At 68.2% G+C, this 16,879-nt stretch carries 18 protein-coding genes; 13 read left to right on the top strand and 5 right to left on the bottom strand.

What is annotated here, in order from left to right; genetic code table 11:
- The first annotated feature begins 11 nt into the window (after positions 1-11).
- The 6 genes from proB to V2S85_RS19525 all read left to right on the top strand — a co-directional run bounded on the left by proB (position 12) and on the right by V2S85_RS19525 (position 6,677).
- Positions 12-1,154: a glutamate 5-kinase gene (gene proB / locus V2S85_RS19550; RefSeq protein WP_330704497.1), complete on the top strand. Its 1,143-nt coding sequence runs from the start codon at positions 12-14 to the stop codon at positions 1,152-1,154.
- Positions 1,151-2,089 (top strand): NAD(P)-dependent oxidoreductase, encoded by a 939-nt coding sequence (locus V2S85_RS19545; RefSeq protein ID WP_330704496.1) that lies wholly within the window; start codon positions 1,151-1,153, stop codon positions 2,087-2,089. The genes proB and V2S85_RS19545 overlap by 4 nt, the downstream gene beginning before the upstream one ends.
- Positions 2,090-2,105: 16 nt before the next feature.
- Positions 2,106-3,080 (top strand): bile acid:sodium symporter family protein, encoded by a 975-nt coding sequence (locus V2S85_RS19540; protein WP_330704495.1) that lies wholly within the window; start codon positions 2,106-2,108, stop codon positions 3,078-3,080.
- A gap of 212 nt (positions 3,081-3,292) precedes the next feature.
- On the top strand, positions 3,293-4,465 hold the full coding sequence (locus V2S85_RS19535; protein ID WP_330704494.1) for a hypothetical protein: 1,173 nt from the start codon (positions 3,293-3,295) through the stop codon (positions 4,463-4,465).
- A gap of 11 nt (positions 4,466-4,476) precedes the next feature.
- Complete coding sequence (locus tag V2S85_RS19530) at positions 4,477-5,667, top strand: sulfotransferase (RefSeq protein ID WP_330704493.1); 1,191 nt, start codon at positions 4,477-4,479, stop codon at positions 5,665-5,667.
- Positions 5,664-6,677 carry an alcohol dehydrogenase catalytic domain-containing protein gene (locus V2S85_RS19525; RefSeq protein WP_330704492.1) on the top strand — a complete coding sequence of 338 codons (1,014 nt, stop codon included), beginning with the start codon at positions 5,664-5,666 and terminating at the stop codon, positions 6,675-6,677. The genes V2S85_RS19530 and V2S85_RS19525 overlap by 4 nt, the downstream gene beginning before the upstream one ends.
- Positions 6,678-6,782: 105 nt before the next feature.
- Here the strand turns inward: V2S85_RS19525 and V2S85_RS19520 are convergent, their stop codons facing one another.
- On the bottom strand, positions 6,783-8,009 hold the full coding sequence (locus tag V2S85_RS19520; RefSeq protein ID WP_330704491.1) for an MFS transporter: 1,227 nt from the start codon (positions 8,007-8,009) through the stop codon (positions 6,783-6,785).
- A 223-nt stretch (positions 8,010-8,232) separates the two neighbouring features.
- On the opposite strand from V2S85_RS19520, the gene V2S85_RS19515 reads away from it, so the two are divergent.
- Genes V2S85_RS19515 through V2S85_RS19500 form a run of 4 tightly spaced genes read left to right on the top strand, consistent with a single transcriptional unit; the run spans position 8,233 to position 12,327 of the window.
- A complete protein-coding gene (locus V2S85_RS19515; protein ID WP_330704490.1) occupies positions 8,233-8,760 on the top strand; it encodes a spore coat U domain-containing protein in 528 nt (175 codons plus the stop codon).
- Positions 8,760-9,485 (top strand): molecular chaperone, encoded by a 726-nt coding sequence (locus V2S85_RS19510; protein WP_330704489.1) that lies wholly within the window; start codon positions 8,760-8,762, stop codon positions 9,483-9,485. Before V2S85_RS19515 ends, V2S85_RS19510 begins: the two co-directional genes overlap by 1 nt.
- Before the next feature lie 17 nt (positions 9,486-9,502).
- On the top strand, positions 9,503-11,830 hold the full coding sequence (locus V2S85_RS19505) for a fimbria/pilus outer membrane usher protein (RefSeq protein WP_330704488.1): 2,328 nt from the start codon (positions 9,503-9,505) through the stop codon (positions 11,828-11,830).
- Positions 11,831-11,832: 2 nt separating this feature from the next.
- The gene (locus V2S85_RS19500; protein ID WP_330704487.1) at positions 11,833-12,327 is read left to right on the top strand and encodes a spore coat U domain-containing protein; all 495 of its coding nucleotides are present in this window, start codon (positions 11,833-11,835) and stop codon (positions 12,325-12,327) included.
- Between the two features lie 68 nt (positions 12,328-12,395).
- On the opposite strand, the gene V2S85_RS19495 is transcribed toward V2S85_RS19500, so the two are convergent.
- From V2S85_RS19495 to V2S85_RS19480, 4 genes are all read right to left on the bottom strand, one after another.
- Positions 12,396-13,169, bottom strand: coding sequence for a sulfite exporter TauE/SafE family protein (locus V2S85_RS19495; protein WP_330704486.1), 774 nt, complete (start codon positions 13,167-13,169; stop codon positions 12,396-12,398).
- 279 nt (positions 13,170-13,448) lie between these two features.
- The gene (locus tag V2S85_RS19490) at positions 13,449-13,625 is read right to left on the bottom strand and encodes a YezD family protein (RefSeq protein ID WP_330704485.1); all 177 of its coding nucleotides are present in this window, start codon (positions 13,623-13,625) and stop codon (positions 13,449-13,451) included.
- A gap of 105 nt (positions 13,626-13,730) precedes the next feature.
- Positions 13,731-14,192, bottom strand: coding sequence for an Rrf2 family transcriptional regulator (locus tag V2S85_RS19485; RefSeq protein WP_330704484.1), 462 nt, complete (start codon positions 14,190-14,192; stop codon positions 13,731-13,733).
- A gap of 117 nt (positions 14,193-14,309) precedes the next feature.
- Positions 14,310-15,059: an energy transducer TonB gene (locus tag V2S85_RS19480; RefSeq protein WP_330704483.1), complete on the bottom strand. Its 750-nt coding sequence runs from the start codon at positions 15,057-15,059 to the stop codon at positions 14,310-14,312.
- Between the two features lie 164 nt (positions 15,060-15,223).
- On the opposite strand from V2S85_RS19480, the gene V2S85_RS19475 reads away from it, so the two are divergent.
- The 3 genes from V2S85_RS19475 to V2S85_RS19465 all read left to right on the top strand — a co-directional run bounded on the left by V2S85_RS19475 (position 15,224) and on the right by V2S85_RS19465 (position 16,800).
- Positions 15,224-15,493 (top strand): GlsB/YeaQ/YmgE family stress response membrane protein, encoded by a 270-nt coding sequence (locus V2S85_RS19475; protein ID WP_330704482.1) that lies wholly within the window; start codon positions 15,224-15,226, stop codon positions 15,491-15,493.
- A 116-nt stretch (positions 15,494-15,609) separates the two neighbouring features.
- On the top strand, positions 15,610-15,885 hold the full coding sequence (locus V2S85_RS19470; protein WP_330704481.1) for a hypothetical protein: 276 nt from the start codon (positions 15,610-15,612) through the stop codon (positions 15,883-15,885).
- 312 nt (positions 15,886-16,197) lie between these two features.
- A complete protein-coding gene (locus V2S85_RS19465; RefSeq protein ID WP_330704480.1) occupies positions 16,198-16,800 on the top strand; it encodes a superoxide dismutase in 603 nt (200 codons plus the stop codon).
- The last annotated feature ends 79 nt before the right edge of the window (positions 16,801-16,879 follow it).

Here is a 16,879-nt window from a genome sequence, read left to right as displayed (position 1 = left end):
CTGGCACGCCCATGCCTATTGCCCGACTCTCAGACCTCGCCGATTCCTCCCTCGCGCCGCGCCTTGTCATCAAGGTGGGTTCGGCGCTGCTCGTCGGGCCGGAGGGCGTCCGACGCGCATGGATCACGCAGCTGGTGGCCGAGATCGCCGAGGCGCGCGGGCGGGGGCAGGACGTGATCGTCGTCTCCTCGGGCGCGATCGCGCTGGGCGCGGCGACGCTGGGGCTGGAGAAGGGGGGGCGCGGCAGCCTCGCCGATGCGCAGGCCAGCGCCGCCGTCGGCCAGATCGCGCTTTCGGGCCTCTGGGCCGAGCTTCTGGGCGCGCACGGCATCACCGCCGCGCAGATGCTGCTGACGCTGGAGGATCTGGAGGACCGCCGCCGTTACCTCAACGTTACGGCCACGCTGACCCGCCTGCTCGATGCCGGCGCGGTGCCGGTCATCAACGAGAACGATTCGGTGGCGACGCAGGAAATCCGCTTCGGCGACAACGACCGCCTCGCCGCGCGCGTGGCGCAGGCCGCGCAGGCGAGTGCGGTGGTGCTGCTCTCCGACATCGACGGCCTCTACGACCGTCACCCCAAGCTGCCCGGTGCGAAGATGATCCCGGTGGTCGAGGGTGTCACTGCCGAGGTGCGGGCGATGGCCAGCACCGAATCGAATTCCGGCATGGGCTCGGGCGGCATGGTCTCCAAGCTGCAGGCGGCCGAGATCGCGGAACTGGCGGGCATCTGCCTCGTCATCGGCAACGGCCAGCACGAACGCCCGATCGCGCGTATCGTGGGCGCCAAGGATCGGGAGGGCATCGGCACCCTGTTCGTTCCGAAACGCAAGGCCGCCGCGCGCAAGGCGTGGCTGGGCGGCCGCTTGCGTCTCAAGGGTGAGATCGTGGTGGACGACGGTGCCGCAGCGGCACTCGGGCGCGGGTCCAGCTTGCTCGCCAAGGGTATCATGGCGGTCGAGGGGGTGTTCTCGCGCGGCGATCCCGTCGCCATCTTAGATGGCGCGGGCAAAGTGCTCGCCCATGGCCTTTCCGAATACGACGCCGCCGAATGCGCCGCCATCGTCGGCCTGCATTCGAGCGAGCAGGAACAGGTGCTCGGCTATTCGCCGCGCTCCGCTGTGGTCCACCGCGACCAGATGGTGCTGAAATGAACTGCCGCCGCAATCTCATCGACCGTCCGGTCATCGCGCTGACCGGCGCCACCGGCTTCGTCGGACAGGCCGTTCTGGAAGGAGCCATCGAGGCCGGTTTCGCCGTGCGCGCACTCACTCGCCGCAGCCAGCCCGAGCGCGAGCATGTCGACTGGATCGGCGGCGAGCTGGGCAATCCCGCCTCGCTGGTCGAACTGGTGCGCGGGGCCGAGGCGGTGATCCACGTCGCGGGCGTCGTCAACGCGCCCGATGCGGCCGGGTTCGAGGCGGGCAACGTCACCGGCACCCTCAACCTCATCGAAGCGACCGTGGGCGAGGGCGTGCGGCGCTTCGTCCATGTCTCCTCGCTCTCCGCGCGCGAGCCGGAACTCTCGGCCTACGGCGCCTCCAAGGCGCGGGCGGAGAAGATCGTCATGGCCAGCCCGCTCGACTGGACCATCGTCCGCCCGCCCGCGATCTACGGCCCGCGCGACAAGGAGATGTTCGAGCTGTTCCGCGTGGCGCGCTGGGGCTTCATCCCGATGCCGAAGCAGGGTCGCGCCTCGATGATCCATGTCGACGACCTGGCGCGGCTGCTCGTCGCGCTGGAGCCGGGCGGGCTGTCGGTGACCGGCAAGGTCTTCGAGCCGGATGACGGCAAACCGCAGGGGTGGGAGCATTTCGAACTCGGCCTCGCGATCGGCTGGGCGCTGGGCAAGCGGCCGCGCGTGATCGGGCTGTCTCCGGCGATGCTCCACCGGGCTGCGCGCATCGACAATTTTTTGCGCGGCCCCCGTGCAAAAATGACGCTCGACCGCGCCGCCTACATCAGTCATCCGGACTGGGTGGTCTCGCCCGAGGCCGCGCCGCCGGGCAAGCTCTGGCGTCCCCGCATCGAGACGCGCGAAGGGCTGAAGGCCACGGCGCAATGGTATCGTGAGCACAAGTGGCTCTGAAGAGGTAACGCCCCGCATGAACCGCCTGCTCGCCCGCCTGAACATCGATCCGTTCCTGCTGATGCTGCTGGGCACGGTGGCGCTGGCGACGGTGCTGCCGGCGCAGGGCGTGTGGGCGCGGGTCGCGGGCGGCGTGGCGGATGCGGGCATCGCGCTGCTATTCTTCCTCCATGGCGCCAAGCTCTCGCGCGAGGCGATTCTCGACGGCGCCAAGGCGTGGAAGCTGCACCTGACCGTCGGCGCGACGACTTTCTTGCTGTTCCCGATCATCGGCCTTGGCGTGCGGGCGATCCCCGGTATCGAGCCCTCGCTGGCGACGGGGGTGCTGTTCCTGACGCTGTTGCCCTCCACCGTGCAGTCCTCGATCGCCTTCACCGCGATCGCCGGGGGCAATGTCGCGGCGGCGGTGGTCAGCGCCTCGTTCTCGAACCTTGCGGGCATCTTCATTACCCCGCTGCTGACGGCGCTGTTCATTACCGGCAGGAGTCAGGGGTTCTCGACGGACCCGATCATCGACATCTCGGTGCAGTTGCTGCTGCCGTTCCTGGCGGGGCATTTCCTGCGCCCATGGATCGGCGGCTTCGTCAGCCGCAACAAGAAGGTGCTGGGCTACGTCGACCGCAGCTCGATCCTGCTGGTGGTCTACACCGCGTTCGGCGCGGCGGTGCTCGAAGGGCTATGGCACAAGGTGACGGTGGGCGAACTGGCGCTGATCGCGGCGATTTCGCTGGGCGTGCTGGCGGTGGTGATGGTGGTGTCGAGCTTCGTTGGGAAGGCCATGGGCTTCTCGCGCGAGGACAGGATCGTGCTGCTGTTCTGCGGCTCGAAGAAGAGCCTCGCGACCGGCGTGCCGCTGGCGGGCGTGCTGTTCCCGGCGGCGCAGGTGGGTGCGATTATCCTGCCGCTGATGTTCTTCCACCAGATCCAGCTGATGGTTTGCGCCGTACTGGCGCGCCGGTTCGCGGCAGCGGAGGAGAAGGCGGCAGGCTGATCCGGCCGCCGCTTTTCGTCCCGTCACCTCTCGTCCCGTCACCTTTCGTCATTGCGAGCGTAGCGAAGCAATCCAGGACGGTTTACGCGCCTCTGGATTGCTTCGCTACGCTCGCAATGACGAAGTAAGGGTGGCTGAATTCGCCCGGGCGATGGGCCGCATCTCGTCAATCTAGATAGTGTGCACTATCAAATCGGCAGGGAGAGCCTGCCATGCACATCGAACCTGCCATCCTGCCCTATCTCGCCGACCTCGAAGGTGCGGTCGCGAACCTTGCGGATACCTGGCGGCCTGACGATCCGGCCTACCGTGCCGACGTCTACCGCCAGACCATGGCGAGCCTGTCCTATTCCTACTTCATGTACTTCCACGCCGATGCCGAGCACCCGGACTGGGCGCCGCTGTGGAACCCGGTCTACACGCTGCAGCCCAACCCGGACGACATCTACACGCAGTCGCCGATCCAGGGTGACCTGACCTATCGAGTCTCCGGCAACCGGGGGACGTGCCGCATCCTCTCGTTCACCACGCAGGCCGCGCTGTCGGGCACGGTGGACGCCATGCCGCGCCCCAATGGCCACAACGAGTGCGACACCAACGACCTCGGCATCGCTCTGGGCGAGGACTTCTCGATCATATTCAGCGCCGAGCGGCCCGCCGGATACGCGGGCCACTGGGCGCCGATCGACCGCTCCGCGCGCGGCATGTTCACCCGCTTTCGCATGTACGACTGGGAGCGCGAGGTGGACCCGGTGCTGTCGATCGAATGCCTCGACCCGGTGCCGCCCAAGCCGCGCCTCGCCCCCGAGGAAATCCTGCGCCGCATCGGCGAGATGGCGAAGCTGCCGCGCCGCAAGACCGACCTCTACTACCCCATGCAGAACGGGGTGAAGGAGCGTGTCGGCTTCAACGTCTTCGAGCCGGTGCGCTATCCCGGTGCGCTGGTGAAGCAGACCTACTGGCCCGCCTGCTTCCGGCTGGAAGACGACGAGGCGCTGATCATCGAGACCGAGATTCCCGCCCACGCGCCCTACTGGAACGTGCAGCTCAACGACCCGTACTTCAACGCGCTGGAATATGTGTACCGCCTCAGCAGCACCAACGGCGCGATGGCGCGGCTGTCGAGCGACGGGAAGTTCCGCGCCGTCATCGCGCTGACCGATCCGGGGGTGCCCAACTGGCTCGACCCCGCAGGCTACAACGAAGGCGGTATCTACGGCCGCTGGTACGATTGCGACAGCGAGCCGGTGCCCACGATCACCCGCGTCAGGCTGGCGGACCTGCGCTCCCATTTGCCCGAGGACACGCCCGTGGTCACCCCGGCCGAGCGCTCCGAGGAGATCCGCCGCCGCGTCGCCGCGTGCCAGCGGCGGCGGCGCTGGTGAGAGGCTGAGCGATGGACCTCGGCTACGATCCGCCCGAAACCTTCCGCCATGCGCTCGGCCAGCTGCACGATACCGTCATCGCCGAGACCGGCAGTGACGATTTCGGTCCGGCCGACTACCTGCCGGGCCTAACCGTGCTGCTGCAGTCGATGGACTACGACCCGCGCTTTTTCGAACAAGGCAGGCGCGCGGCATGGGGCATGGTCGTCGGCGTGCTGCGCGGGCGGGTGCAGGCGGTCGCGGCGATGAAAGCGAACCCCGGTTTCGATGCAAGGCCGGTGCTGTCGCCGGTGGTCATCACCGGGGTGCCGCGCACAGGGACGACGGCACTGCACCGGCTGCTCGCGGTCGATCCGCGCTTTCAGGGGCTGCAGACGTGGCTGCTCGACAGCCCGATGCCGCGCCCGCCGATGAAGCGCTGGGCGGAGTATCCGCAGTATCGCAAGACCCTCGCCGGGCTGGACGCGCAGTATACGGCGCTCCCCGATGCCAGAGCCGCGCATTTCCGCGCTGCCGAGGAAGTCCACGAATGCTGCATGCTGCTGCGGCAGTCGTTCGTTTCGAACTTGTGGTCGTGCGGGTGGTCGGCGGCGACTTACGATGCGTGGTGGCAGTGCCAGAGCGAGGCGGCGGCCTATTCCCACTTCGCGCGGTGCGTCCGGCTCATCGGCATGAATGATGCGGGCAAGCGCTGGCTGCTCAAGAACCCCGGCCATATCGCGCATCTCGATTTGCTGCTGGCGGTGTTCCCCGACGCCCGCGTGATCCAGACTCACCGCGATCCGGGCAAGGCGGTGCCCAGCCTCGTTTCTCTGCTGATGAACATGAACGGGCTGATGGAGCCCGACCGCAAGCAGCAGCGCGCGGAAAACCTGCTGCGCCGCGAAGTCGCCAAATGGGCCAATGCGGTGGAGAAGTGCGAGGCGGTGCGCGTGCGGCATCCGGGGCAGGTGCTCGATGTGGTCCACACCGATTTCCACGCCCGCCCGATGGAGACGGTGGAGGCGATCTATCGCTTCATCGGCATGGACATTCCCGAGGAAACCCGCGCCGCCTTGCAGCGCCGGATCGATGAGAAGCCCGAACTCAGCCACGGCGTCCACCGCTACTCCATCACCGACTACGGCATGACCGCCGACGAGGCGCGTGAGCCGTTTCGCGCTTACATAGAGCGCTACGACCTGCTGGAGACGCGGGCATGAAGGCGGCGATCTATCCCGGCAGCGGCCGGCCGATCGTGATCGAGACGATCGCCGACCCCGAGCCGGGCCCCGGCGACCTGCTGATTCGCGTGGACCGCTGCGGCATCTGCGGCACCGACCTTGCCATGACCAAGGGCGGCGCGTGGGACTTCGGCGCCGGTGTCCAGTTCGGGCACGAGTTCGCCGGAACCGTGGTCGAGGTCGGCCGCGGGGTCGAGGGCTGGAAGGTCGGCGATCCGCTGGCGGTGCTGCCCTCGGTCGCCTGTGGGCAGTGCGAGACCTGCCGCGCCCATGGCAACAACGTGCTGTGCCGGGAGAGTCCCGCGCGGGCCTCGGTCGGTTTCGCGCAATACGCGCGAATCCCGGCGAGCGTCGCCACGGCTTTACCCCGGACGCTGTCGATGACTGACGGGGCGTTGATCGAGCCCCTCGCGATCAGCCTTTACGGCACGCAGATGGCGCGAATCCGGCCGGGCGAGCGAGTGCTGGTGCTCGGCGGCGGGACGGTGGCGCTCTATGCGATCTGGTGGGCGCGGCGGCTGGGAGCGGGGCGGGTGACTGCGATGTCGCGCTCGTCGCGGCGGCGGGACTTGTGCCTGCAGATGGGGGCGGACGCCTTCGTCGCCTTCGGGGACAACGAGGCGGACGAAGTCGCCGAGGCGCTGGGCGGTGCGCCGCAGGTGGTGCTGGAAGGCGTGGGCGCGCCGGGGATGCTTGGCCGCGCGGTCCAGCACGCGGCGCCGTTCGGACGGATCGTCAGCCTGGGGTTCTGCACCGCGCCCGACCCGGTGATCCCGGCGGTGGCGAGCTACAAGTGCGTGTCGATGCACTTCGCGGTCGGCTATTCCATGCGCGAATTTCTCTTCATCGCCGACCTTATGGGGCGCGGCCATGTCCATGCCGATCCCAAGGCGATCGTCACCGGCACCATCGCGCTGGAGCAGTTGCCCGCGATGTTCGAGACCCTGCGCGGCCCCAATGCGGAAACCAAGGTCCACGTGCGCTGCTGACAACCACCCCCCTCGTCATTGCGAGCGCAGCGAAGCAAACCAGGGCGGCTTGCTCGGCCCTGAATTGCTTCGCTACGCTCGCAATGACGAAGGGGGATGCGGGCGTCAGGCCGGCACCGGTTCCCCCAACGCTTCCTCCACCTGCGGGCCCTTGCGCAGCATGAGCAGCAGCAGCGCGCCTGCGAGTACCGATACGCCCACCGTCACCAGGAACGTGTCGAAACTGCCGGTCCGCGCCAGCGTCCAGCTCAGCAGCGCCGCTCCCGAAGCGGCCGCCAGCGAGCACACCCCCGTCAGCAGCCCGAGCACGCTGGAATAGATCGCCGTCCGGAAATGCCGCGCCACGAGGAAGGCGAGGATGTCTCCTTCCGCCCCCACCGCGAAGCCGAGGCTGAAGATCGCGGCGGTCACCACCGCCGGCGCGTCCCAGCTGCTCGCCAGCACGAACAGCCCGAGCCCCGGCAGCGCCAGCATCACGAACGACACCACCTGCGGCGCGAAGCGGTCGAGCGCCACGCCGGTCACGAAGCGGCCCAGCAGCATGCCCACGGCGAGCGCGGTGAACATGATCGAGGCGCCTTCGCCGCTGATCCCCTGATCGAGAACCAGCATCTTGAGCTGCACCAGGATCAGCGTCAGCGGCAGGTTGCACAAGTACATCGCCCCCAGCAGCAGCCAGAAGGCGCGGGTGCGGAAGATTTCCGGATAGTCGTCGCGCGCGCGGCGGCCGGGCTCGGCGGCGAGCACGGCGTGGGCGCGGCCCGAAGGGATCAGCATGAACACCACGAGGCCCGCGCAGGCGGTGAAGACGGCAAGCATCCGGTAGGTGGCCGCCCACCCGTTCGCCTCAACATATTCGTTGATGACCGGGCCGCCGATCGCCGCGAACAGCGCCGGTCCGCAAGCGGCGATGGCGAGGCCGAGGCCGCGCGCATGGACGATGTGCTGCACCACCAGCCGGGTATAGACGGTGGCGGTGGTGGTCACGCAGATCACGCCCTGGAATATGTAGACCGCGAGATAAATGTCGAATGAGCCGCCGTTGAGGCTGAAGCCCAGCATGGCCAGCGGCATCGCGACGATTCCGATCAGCGCGGTCAGCTTCACCCCGAACAAGTCGGCGAGGCGGCCGATGAAGGGCATCGCCAGCGCCGTCACCAGTCCCAGCGTGCCGATCATCGCGAACTGCGCCTTGGGCCAGCCGACGTCCGCGACCAGCGACGGCGCGATGGCGCTGGTGATGGTGCCGATGATCGACATCCCCGTGCCCATGCCCAGCGTCGCCGCCAGCAGCGGGCGCCATGCGGCAGCGATTTCCGACAGATAGCGCAAGGGTTCGTCTCTCCGGGCCGTTCTTGTTATGCGCGGACCTTGCCACCCGCCGCCCCCGCGCAAAAGCGCGACGCCGCCGCGCCCGGCCGTTTTCGGCGCAAATCGCCGGAGCGTTTCTCGCCCCGCCGGCGCGAGAAGCTGAAAGCGCGTTTGCCGCCGGTCTAGGGGGAACACCGGGGCGGGCGTTGGAAGGCTCGCAAGGCTGTCTTGGTAAACGATTGCCATGAGCAACCTTCACCACGCCCACGGCGCCCGCCGCCTTCGCCCGCTTGCCGCAGGAGCCATCCTTGCCGCAGGTTTCGTCCTCGCGCCCCAGGCCGTGTTCGCGGCGACGGCGACCGACACCATCGCGGTGACGGCCACCGTCCAGTCCGCCTGCGTCGTCGCTGCCAGCCCGCTGGCCTTCGGCAACTACAACCCGACCTCGTCCTCCAACGTCGATGCGACCACCACCGTCAACGTGACTTGCACCCAGGGCACCGCCTACAACGTCGGCCTCAATGCCGGCACCACCACTGGCGGCACGACCACCGTGCGCAAGCTCAACTCTTCGGGCCACACCCTCAACTACGCACTCTACCAGGATTCGGGCCGCTCGACCAACTGGGGCAACACCGTCAACACCGACACCGTCGCCGGCACTGCCGGCACCTCCGCCACCGCCTACACCGTCTATGGCCGCATCCCCGGCAGCCAGAACACCACCGCCGGAGCCTATACCGACTCGGTTACCGTCACGGTGACCTACTGATGATCGCCCGGCGCGCCCCGGTGCTGGCGATGGCGATCGCGCTCGCGGCCATGGGCGGCGGTATCGCCGCCCCGGCGCGTGCCGGATCGCTGAGCGTCATGCCGGTGCGCGTCGATGTCGCCGCCGGTGCGCGCTTCTGCTCGCTGACCCTGGGCAACGACGCGGACCGGCCGGTGACGGTGCAGGTGCGCGGCTTTGCCTGGAGCCGCGACGAGGGCGGTGCCGATATCCTTACCCCGGACGAAGGCTTCGTCGTCAACCCGCCGATCGCCACGATCGCGCCGCACGCCAGTCGGCTGGTGCGCTGCAGCCTGCCCGCAGGTGCGAAAGCCGACCCCGGCGCCGGGACCGAGAAGCAGTGGCGCCTGATCGTCGACGAGCTTCCCGATCCTACCCAGGCCCAGCCCGGCGTGGTGCAGACGCTGCTGCGCATCTCGGTCCCGGTGTTCCGGGGCGGCGAGACGGCGGCGCCGCAGTTCACCGCCTCGGTCGATGGCAAGGGCCTGCGCCTGTCCAACGCCGGTACCGGCCATGCCAAGGTGATCGCCGTGACGCTTGAAGGCACGGGCGAAGGCGCGGGTGCTCCGGTCACCCTCGACAAGACCTTCTACCTGCTGGCCGGCGGTGCCCAGGTCGTTCCCGCCGAGCGCCTGCCTCACGGTCTTGCCACCATCCGCGTGCGTGCCGAGGAGGGGGACTTCATCGTTCCCCTCTCGATGCCGTGAACTGATGGTCCCGCGCGATGCCGTCCACCCGCCGCACTGCGGCAGCCCTTGCGGCTGCGCTCGTCCTCGCGCCCACGCTGGCGGTTGAGGGCGCGCAGGCGCAGCAGGCCGCCAGCGCCATAGCGCCGATGCCGGTCGGCGTCGTCGTCAACGGGCAGGCGATCGCCGAGCCGGGGCTGCTGGTGGTGCGCGAGGGGCGCCTGCTCGCCCGCCGCACCGACGTCGAGGGCTGGGGCCTCGTCACCCGTGCGATGACCGTGACCGAGACGCTCGGCGGCGAAAGCTACGTCGCGCTCGACCGCGTGAAGGGTCTCGTCGCGCGGCTGGATGCCGATGGCGCGACGCTGCTGGTCGATGCCGATGTCAGTCTTTTCCCGCGCTATACGTTCGATGCCGGGGGCCATGTGGTGCCGCTGGCGCAGGCGGTTCCCGCGCAGTTCGTCGACTATGACCTGACATTGTCCGACTGGAACGGGCATGGCCAGCTTTCGGGCTTCGTCGATGCCGGGGTTTCCGGCGGCTGGGGCGTCGCCGGGTCGAACTTCCTGGTCGACAGCGACCGGGGCGGCATGGTGCGCCTCGATACCGCATTCCGGCGCGACTTTCCGGACCGGCGCATGCGGCTGGTCGTCGGCGATGCCGTCGGCGCCGGGGCGCCGTGGAGCCGCCCGGTGCGCTACGGCGGGCTGTTTCTCGGCACCGATTTCTCGCTCGACCCGCAGAGCGTGACCTTTCCGCTGCCGGTGATCTCGGGCAGCGCGCTCACCGCCAGTACCGTCGAACTGATGGCGCAGTCCTCGCGCCAGGCGATGGAGGTGGGGCCCGGCGCCTTCGACCTGACGCTGCAGCCGCGCCTGACCGGGGCGGGACAGGTGACGATGAGCGTGCGCGACCTGGCCGGAAATACCCGGCAGGTGACGCGCAGCTTCTACGCCAGCCCCGGCCTGCTGCGGCCGGGCCTGTCCGAATTCGCGATCGAGGTGGGCGCGCTGCGCAAGGGGTTCGGTTTCGACAGCTTCGCCTATGGCCCGCTGTTCGCCGCCGCCGGCCTGCGCCGGGGCATCACCGACCGGCTGACCCTCGAAGGCCGGCTCGAAGTCAGCGGCCGCACCCGCATGGCCGGGCTCGGCGGGGCGCTGGTGGTGGGCGCGGTGGGCGAGGTCTCGGTGGCGGGTGCGGTGTCGCAGGGGGCGGCCGGAACCGGCACGCTGCTCCGCGCGCAAGTGCAGCGTATCACGCCGGTCTATACCCTCACCGCCAGCTACGAGCGGGCCGACGCACAGTTCCGGCAAGTGGGCGAGAGCCGCCTGAACGGGGGCGGTCGCAGCGAGCTGGCGGTGGCGGCGGGGCTCTCGCTGGGCCGCATCGGCAGCATCAACGCCAGTTATGCCCGCCTCGGCCAGGGCATCGGGGGCGAGGCACCGACACGCTACGATCTCGCCTCGGCCTATTACACCGCGAACCTCGCCGGCGGCTATCTCTCGGCCGGGGTGCAGTACACCGCCTATCGCGACAGTCGGCGCGACATGGGGCTGTTCGGTTCGCTGACCATTCCGCTGGGGCCGCGCCGCCATGTCTCGGTCATCGCCGAGCCGGGCCGCGCCGCCGCCACCTTCAGCCAGGGACTGCCCGATCGCAGCGGCTTCGGCCTGCGCGCGCTGGCCGGTCGCGAGCGCGGCGCGGCGTGGCTGGAGGGCGGGCTCGCCTATCGTTCCGCTGCCGGCGACTTGCGGCTCGACGCCCTGCAGCGGCGCGGGCAGCAGGGGGTGCAGCTCAACGCGCGCGGCGGCCTGCTGCGGGTGGATGGCGCGCTCGTCGCCAGCCAGCACATCGACGATGGCTTCGCGGTGGTCGAAGTCGATGCCGACGCGCCGGTCACGGTCACCGTCGAGAACCGCCCGCGCCCGCGCAAGGCCGGCGAGGGGCGCAGCGTGATCGTCACCGGGCTGCTGCCTTATGCCGAGAACCACATCGGCGTCGATGCCTCGCAAGTGCCGATCGGCAACGACCTCGACACCGCGCAGCAGGTGATCGCACCGGGCTGGCGGCAGGCGGTGCGGGTGCGTTTCGGCGCGGCCGGGGCGCTCGGCCTGCGGCTGCGCGTGCTCGATACGCTGGGCAATCCGGTCCAGACCGGATCGAGCCTGTCTTGGGCCGGCGGCGTCGGCGTCGTAGGCTACGACGGCGAGGTCTGGCTCGACAGCTATCGCGGCGGCGGGGGCGTGCTGCGCATCGCGCGGACCGATGGCGGCGGGACGTGCCGGGCGACGATCCCGGTGCTGGCGGACGATGCACGGCTCAGCGCCACCCCGGTGACGTGCTTGCGCGAGGAAGACAGGACATGACGATGAAGCGGCACGTTCGCCCCCTGGGCATGATGATGGGACTGGCCGCCGGGCTGGTGCCGACGGTCGCGGCCGACGCGGCGGGGTGCACGGTGTGCATCTGCTCGCTGTCGACCACGAACCTGAGCTTCGGCACGTACAATCCGGCCAGTTCCTCGCCGACGACCGCGCAAGGTTCGGCCAAGGCGGACTGCATCTCGATCAGCATCCCGATGAATGCGACGGTCGATTTCGGACTGAGCGCCGGCACTTCGGGCAATGCGGCCGCGCGGCAGATGGCGAGCGGCAGCGCGCGGCTGAACTACAACATCTACCAGGACGCCGGCTATACCACCGTCTGGGGCAACGGCAGTAATGGCGGCACGGTGCAGACGATGGCGATCACCAACCTGCTAAGCTTCAGCGGCACCAAGACCGCCTATGGCCGCATTCCCGCCGGGCAATACGTCAAGACCGGGGCCTATACCGATTCGATCGTGGTGACCTTCACGTTCTGAACGCCCGGTGGGGGAGCGGGCCGGTGCCGCAAGGAAAATGCCCCGACGGGCATTTTCCAGACAGACTCTCAGAAGATCGGCCAGGCCTTCCAGATGCTGAACACGCTCGTCGCGATCAGCACCACCGATACCGCCGCCAGCAGAACGCGCGGCTTGATGCGCTTGGCGAACAGCGCGCCGAAGGGCGCGGCCACCACGCCGCCGATGATGAGGCCCACCGTCGCGGTGGTGAACGCGGAGAGGCCGATGGTCGAGATGAACGCGATCGAGATCGAGGCAGTCAGCAGGAATTCCGCGGTGTTGACGGTGCCGATCGTCTTGGCCGGTTCGCCGCCCTGGATGAGCAGGTTGGAGGTGACCACCGGACCCCAGCCACCGCCGCCCGCCGCATCGAGGAAGCCGCCGGCCAGGGCCAGCGGTGCGGTGTACTTGGGGTCGGCGAAGCTCGGCTTGCGCATGCGGATGGCGCGGATCATCAGGTAGATGCCGATGCCGGTGAGGTAGACCATCACGTAAGGCCGCGCCACCGATGCGTCGATGCTGGAGAGCAGGTATGCGCCCGAGACGCCGCCGACGATCCCGGCGGGGACCAGTCGCAGGAACAGGCCCCACTGCACGTTGCGGTGCAGGATATGGCTGATGCCCGAGGTGCCGGTGGTGAACAGTTCGACCAGATGAACGCTTGCCGATGCGACCGCCGGGGGGACGCCGACCACGCTGACCAGCAGCGTCTGGGTGATGACCCCGAAGGCCATGCCGAGAGCACCGTCGACGATCTGGGCGGCGAAACCGATAGCGATGAAGGGGGCGATTTCGGCCAGTGTCGGCAGCGAATCGAGCATTCGTACTCCTCCTGGGGCGCAGGTTGGATCAGGTCGCGCCTAATGGCCCGGGTTGCATGGGCTAGGCGATCGCCACGCGGAAGGGAACCGCGCGGCGCAATTTCGAGAGGCCTTACGTCTGGGCCCGATATCGGGGAAAGCCTCCGGTCGTCCGGTGTTCCCGGCTGTCCCTCGCGAAGCGGGCTCGGAGACCGTTTGAGAAATCGCGGAAGAGCGATTTCATGAGCGGCACCGGGCCGGTGCCGCGATGCGCCGACAGGCGCATTCCCAAACGGCCTCTCAGTGGTTGAAGCGGCGGCGCTCGGTGACGTCGACCTGCATCAGCTTGCCGTCGTGGACGGTCAGCTGGATCACGCCGAAACGCAGACGCTGCAGCGCCTCGATGACGTGCTGCACGCCTTCGTTGAGCAGCGGATGTTCGACGGCGGCGGCGTCGGCGGGCTTAGCAATTCGCATGCGCATCTTCCTCTCGCAGCGGGGGGCGGATGCGAACCTCGTATTCTCTATCGTAAAAGTTGACAATGGGGTCGCGGAAGAAGCTTTGCTTTCAGGCCCCCAAGTTCAACCGACCTCGACGTCGTCCACCGCTTCCAGCCCTTCGGCGGCGGGAACCGGGTCGATCCGGTCCGACAGGCGCATGCCGTCGAGCAGGCCGGCGGTCGCGTCGCGGACCTGCAGCATCAGCGCGCGGGTGCGGCAGTCCTTTTCCTCGACGCAGTTCTTGCAGGTCTCGTGCGCGAAGCGGCTGGCGCAGGGGACCAGTGCCAGCGAGCCGCGCATCACGCGGATGAGATCGCCGTACGTGATGTCGATCGGCGGCACGCCCAGCCAGTAGCCGCCGTCCTTGCCGCGCTGCGAGGCGACGATGCCGTAACGCGACAGTTCGGACAGGATGACGGTGAGGAACTTGGCCGGGATGTTCTGCGTCTCGGCGATGTCGGTCAGGGGGATCGGCCCCTGACCGTACTTGTCCGCGAGGTGCTGCATGGCGCGGATCGCATAACGTGTTTTCTGCGAAAGCATCTGTGCAATTCTCGCAAGGACTTCGAAGGGTTCGTTTGCTCCTTTTGGCACAGCCGCGTCAAGCCGCGCCATGGTGGATAACGTGCAATGGCAGGGGTAGTTTCTGCCGGTCCGCCCTCAGGGGTTCTCTTCCGGCGGGAAGTACCAGCCATGCGTCTCGACCATGATCGCGGCAACCGGTTGTCCGCGCGCGTTCCGGGAGGGCTTGAATCGGAACCTCTCGGTGATGAGCCGGCAGGTCGTGGCGTCGAGGCCGGGGCGGCCGCTGGAGACCAGGATGCGGCAGTCGCTCACGCGGCCGTCGATGCCGATGCGATAGCGCAGCTTCAACTCGCCGCCCGCCTTGGTTTCGCGCAAGTCGGGCGGGAGATCGGAGAAATGCAGCCGCCCGCGCACCTGGCGAGGGCGGGTCAGGGCTTCGTCGTCGCCTTCGCCATATCCGTCGCCGTTGCCGCCGCCGCCATCACCGTCGCCGATGCCGCCCGCGCCCTGTCCCGGGCCGAGGCGATCGGAGGCGCCGCTCTGCGCCGCCGATCCGGTTCCCGCCTGCGTTGCCGCGACCACCGGCGGAGGTACGATCAGGGGCGGCAGCTTCGGCGGCGGGGCGACGACCTGGGTTGCCTTGTTGCGCAAGTTTGGAGGCGCGGGACGACCCCTGGCGGCGGTGGAATCGGCCTTGGCGGGCACCTCCCTGGGGCGCTCCTTCTCGGGCTCGTCAGGCAGCGGCAGGATCGCGGCGAGCGTCTCGCGCCGTTCCCGCGTGGTCATCTGCGCGGCGAGCCCGGCGACCAGCGCGGCCAGCCCGCCCGCAACGATCAGCAGCGAGGCGAGGGCGGAAACCACACGGTCGCGGGCAGACGTGTACACTCTTCGTGCCTCCTTGCGGGAACAACCCGGAAGCCGCGCGCAAAGTTGCGCGCCGCAACCATGCATTGCCCGCATGTTGCGACGAGGCGTTGATGCCGTGCCGGAACCTTGCCGCGCACTGCAAGTTATCATGGTCAGCAAACACAAACTCGGAGACGCGAACCATGACCCTCCTGCTTATCCTCCTGGTCGGTGGTATCATCGGCTGGCTCGCCTCGATCCTGATGCGCACCGATGCGCAGCAAGGTATCTTCCTGAACATCGTCGTCGGCGTCGTCGGCGCGGTGATCGCCGGCTTCGTCATCACTCCGCTGATCGGCGGCGCTCCGATCACCAGCGGTTCTTTCGATATCCTGTCGCTGTTCGCCTCGTTCCTGGGCGCGGTGATCCTGCTGGCTATCGTCAACCTCTTCCGTCGCGGTTCGGTGCGCTAAGCACCGACGCGCGGCCAGGGCCCGGCAACGGGCCCCGCGCGGGGAGGCGGCGCGCCCTCTCCGCCGGCATTTTCCAGCGCGCCCGCATGTCATAAACAGGGAAAGGATTTCTCGCCATGAAAGCCATCACGACCTCGCGTATCGCTCTTGTCGCCGTCGCATCGGCGTCGCTCGGCCTCGCAGCCTGCAACAGCCCCCAGCAGGAAGCGACCGACAAGGCCGCCGACGCAGTCGAAGCCCAGTCCGATGCCAGCGCCGACGCACTCGATGCGCAGGCCGATGCGACCACCGGCGCCGCCGAGGATGCCCTCGAGAAGAAGGCGGATGCAGTCGAGAAGGCCGGCGAAGCGAAGTCGGATGCGCTGAAGGATGCGGCCGACAAGCAGAACTGATCCGGTTCGAACGGATTGATTGAACGGCCGGACGACACGGCCGGGCAAAGTTGGTCGGTCGTCGCCTGGCTTACCCCTTGCAGGGCGAACGGCGATCACGGGAGAGGATGGCGGCAACCCCGCCATCCTTTTTCGCATGAGCGCGCCGGATAATCGTGTCGAGAAATCCAAATGTGCCTATTGCACGCTTGAATTGTCCGCCCTTCCATCAGACATAGGCCGCGAGTTCTCCTCGAGCCCGGCGCAGACCGGGGAAATCCAGACCGGCGTTCGACCGGACGTAATCTTCAATAACAGACCAAGGACATGACCATGACCATTGCCCTTATGCCGCTGCCCTACGCGCAGGACGCACTCGAGCCGCACATCTCGAGCAAGACCCTCGAAATCCACCACGGCGCCCACCACAAGACTTACGTGGACAAGCTGAACGCCGCGATCGCCGGCACCGAGAACGAAGGCAAGTCGGTCGAAGAGATCGCGAAGTCCGCTTCGGGCCCGCTGTTCAACAACTCGGCCCAGACCTGGAACCACGGCTTCTACTGGCACTCGCTGAGCCCTGAGAAGACCGCGCCGAGCGAGAGCCTGGCCGCCGCCATCACCAACGACTTCGGTTCGATCGATGCGCTGCTCGAGGCGCTCTCGAACGAGGCGGTGAACCACTTCTCGAACGGTTGGGCCTGGCTCGTCGTCGAGGGCGGCAAGCTCAAGGTGATCTCGACCCACGACGCCGACAGCGCGCTCGTCAAGGACGTCGTGCCGCTGCTGACAGTCGATGTCTGGGAGCACGCCTACTACATCGACCAGATGAACAAGCGCCCGGCCTACGTGAAGGCGGTCCTGGAGAACATCCTCAACTGGAAGTTCGCCTCGGACAACTTCGACCGCGGCACCGCCTGGACCTACCCGGCGTAAGCCCGGCCTGATTTCAGGATCGGAAAACCCCGCCTTCCGGCAAGGAAGGCGGGGTTTTTGCTTTTACGGTGCGCGGTTC

The sequence above is a fragment of the Novosphingobium resinovorum genome, from assembly GCF_036352595.1.
Taxonomy (GTDB): Bacteria; Pseudomonadota; Alphaproteobacteria; order Sphingomonadales; family Sphingomonadaceae; genus Novosphingobium; species Novosphingobium resinovorum_B.
The sequence above is the reverse complement of the archived record's forward strand: the minus strand, read 5'-3'. Positions and strand labels throughout refer to the sequence as shown.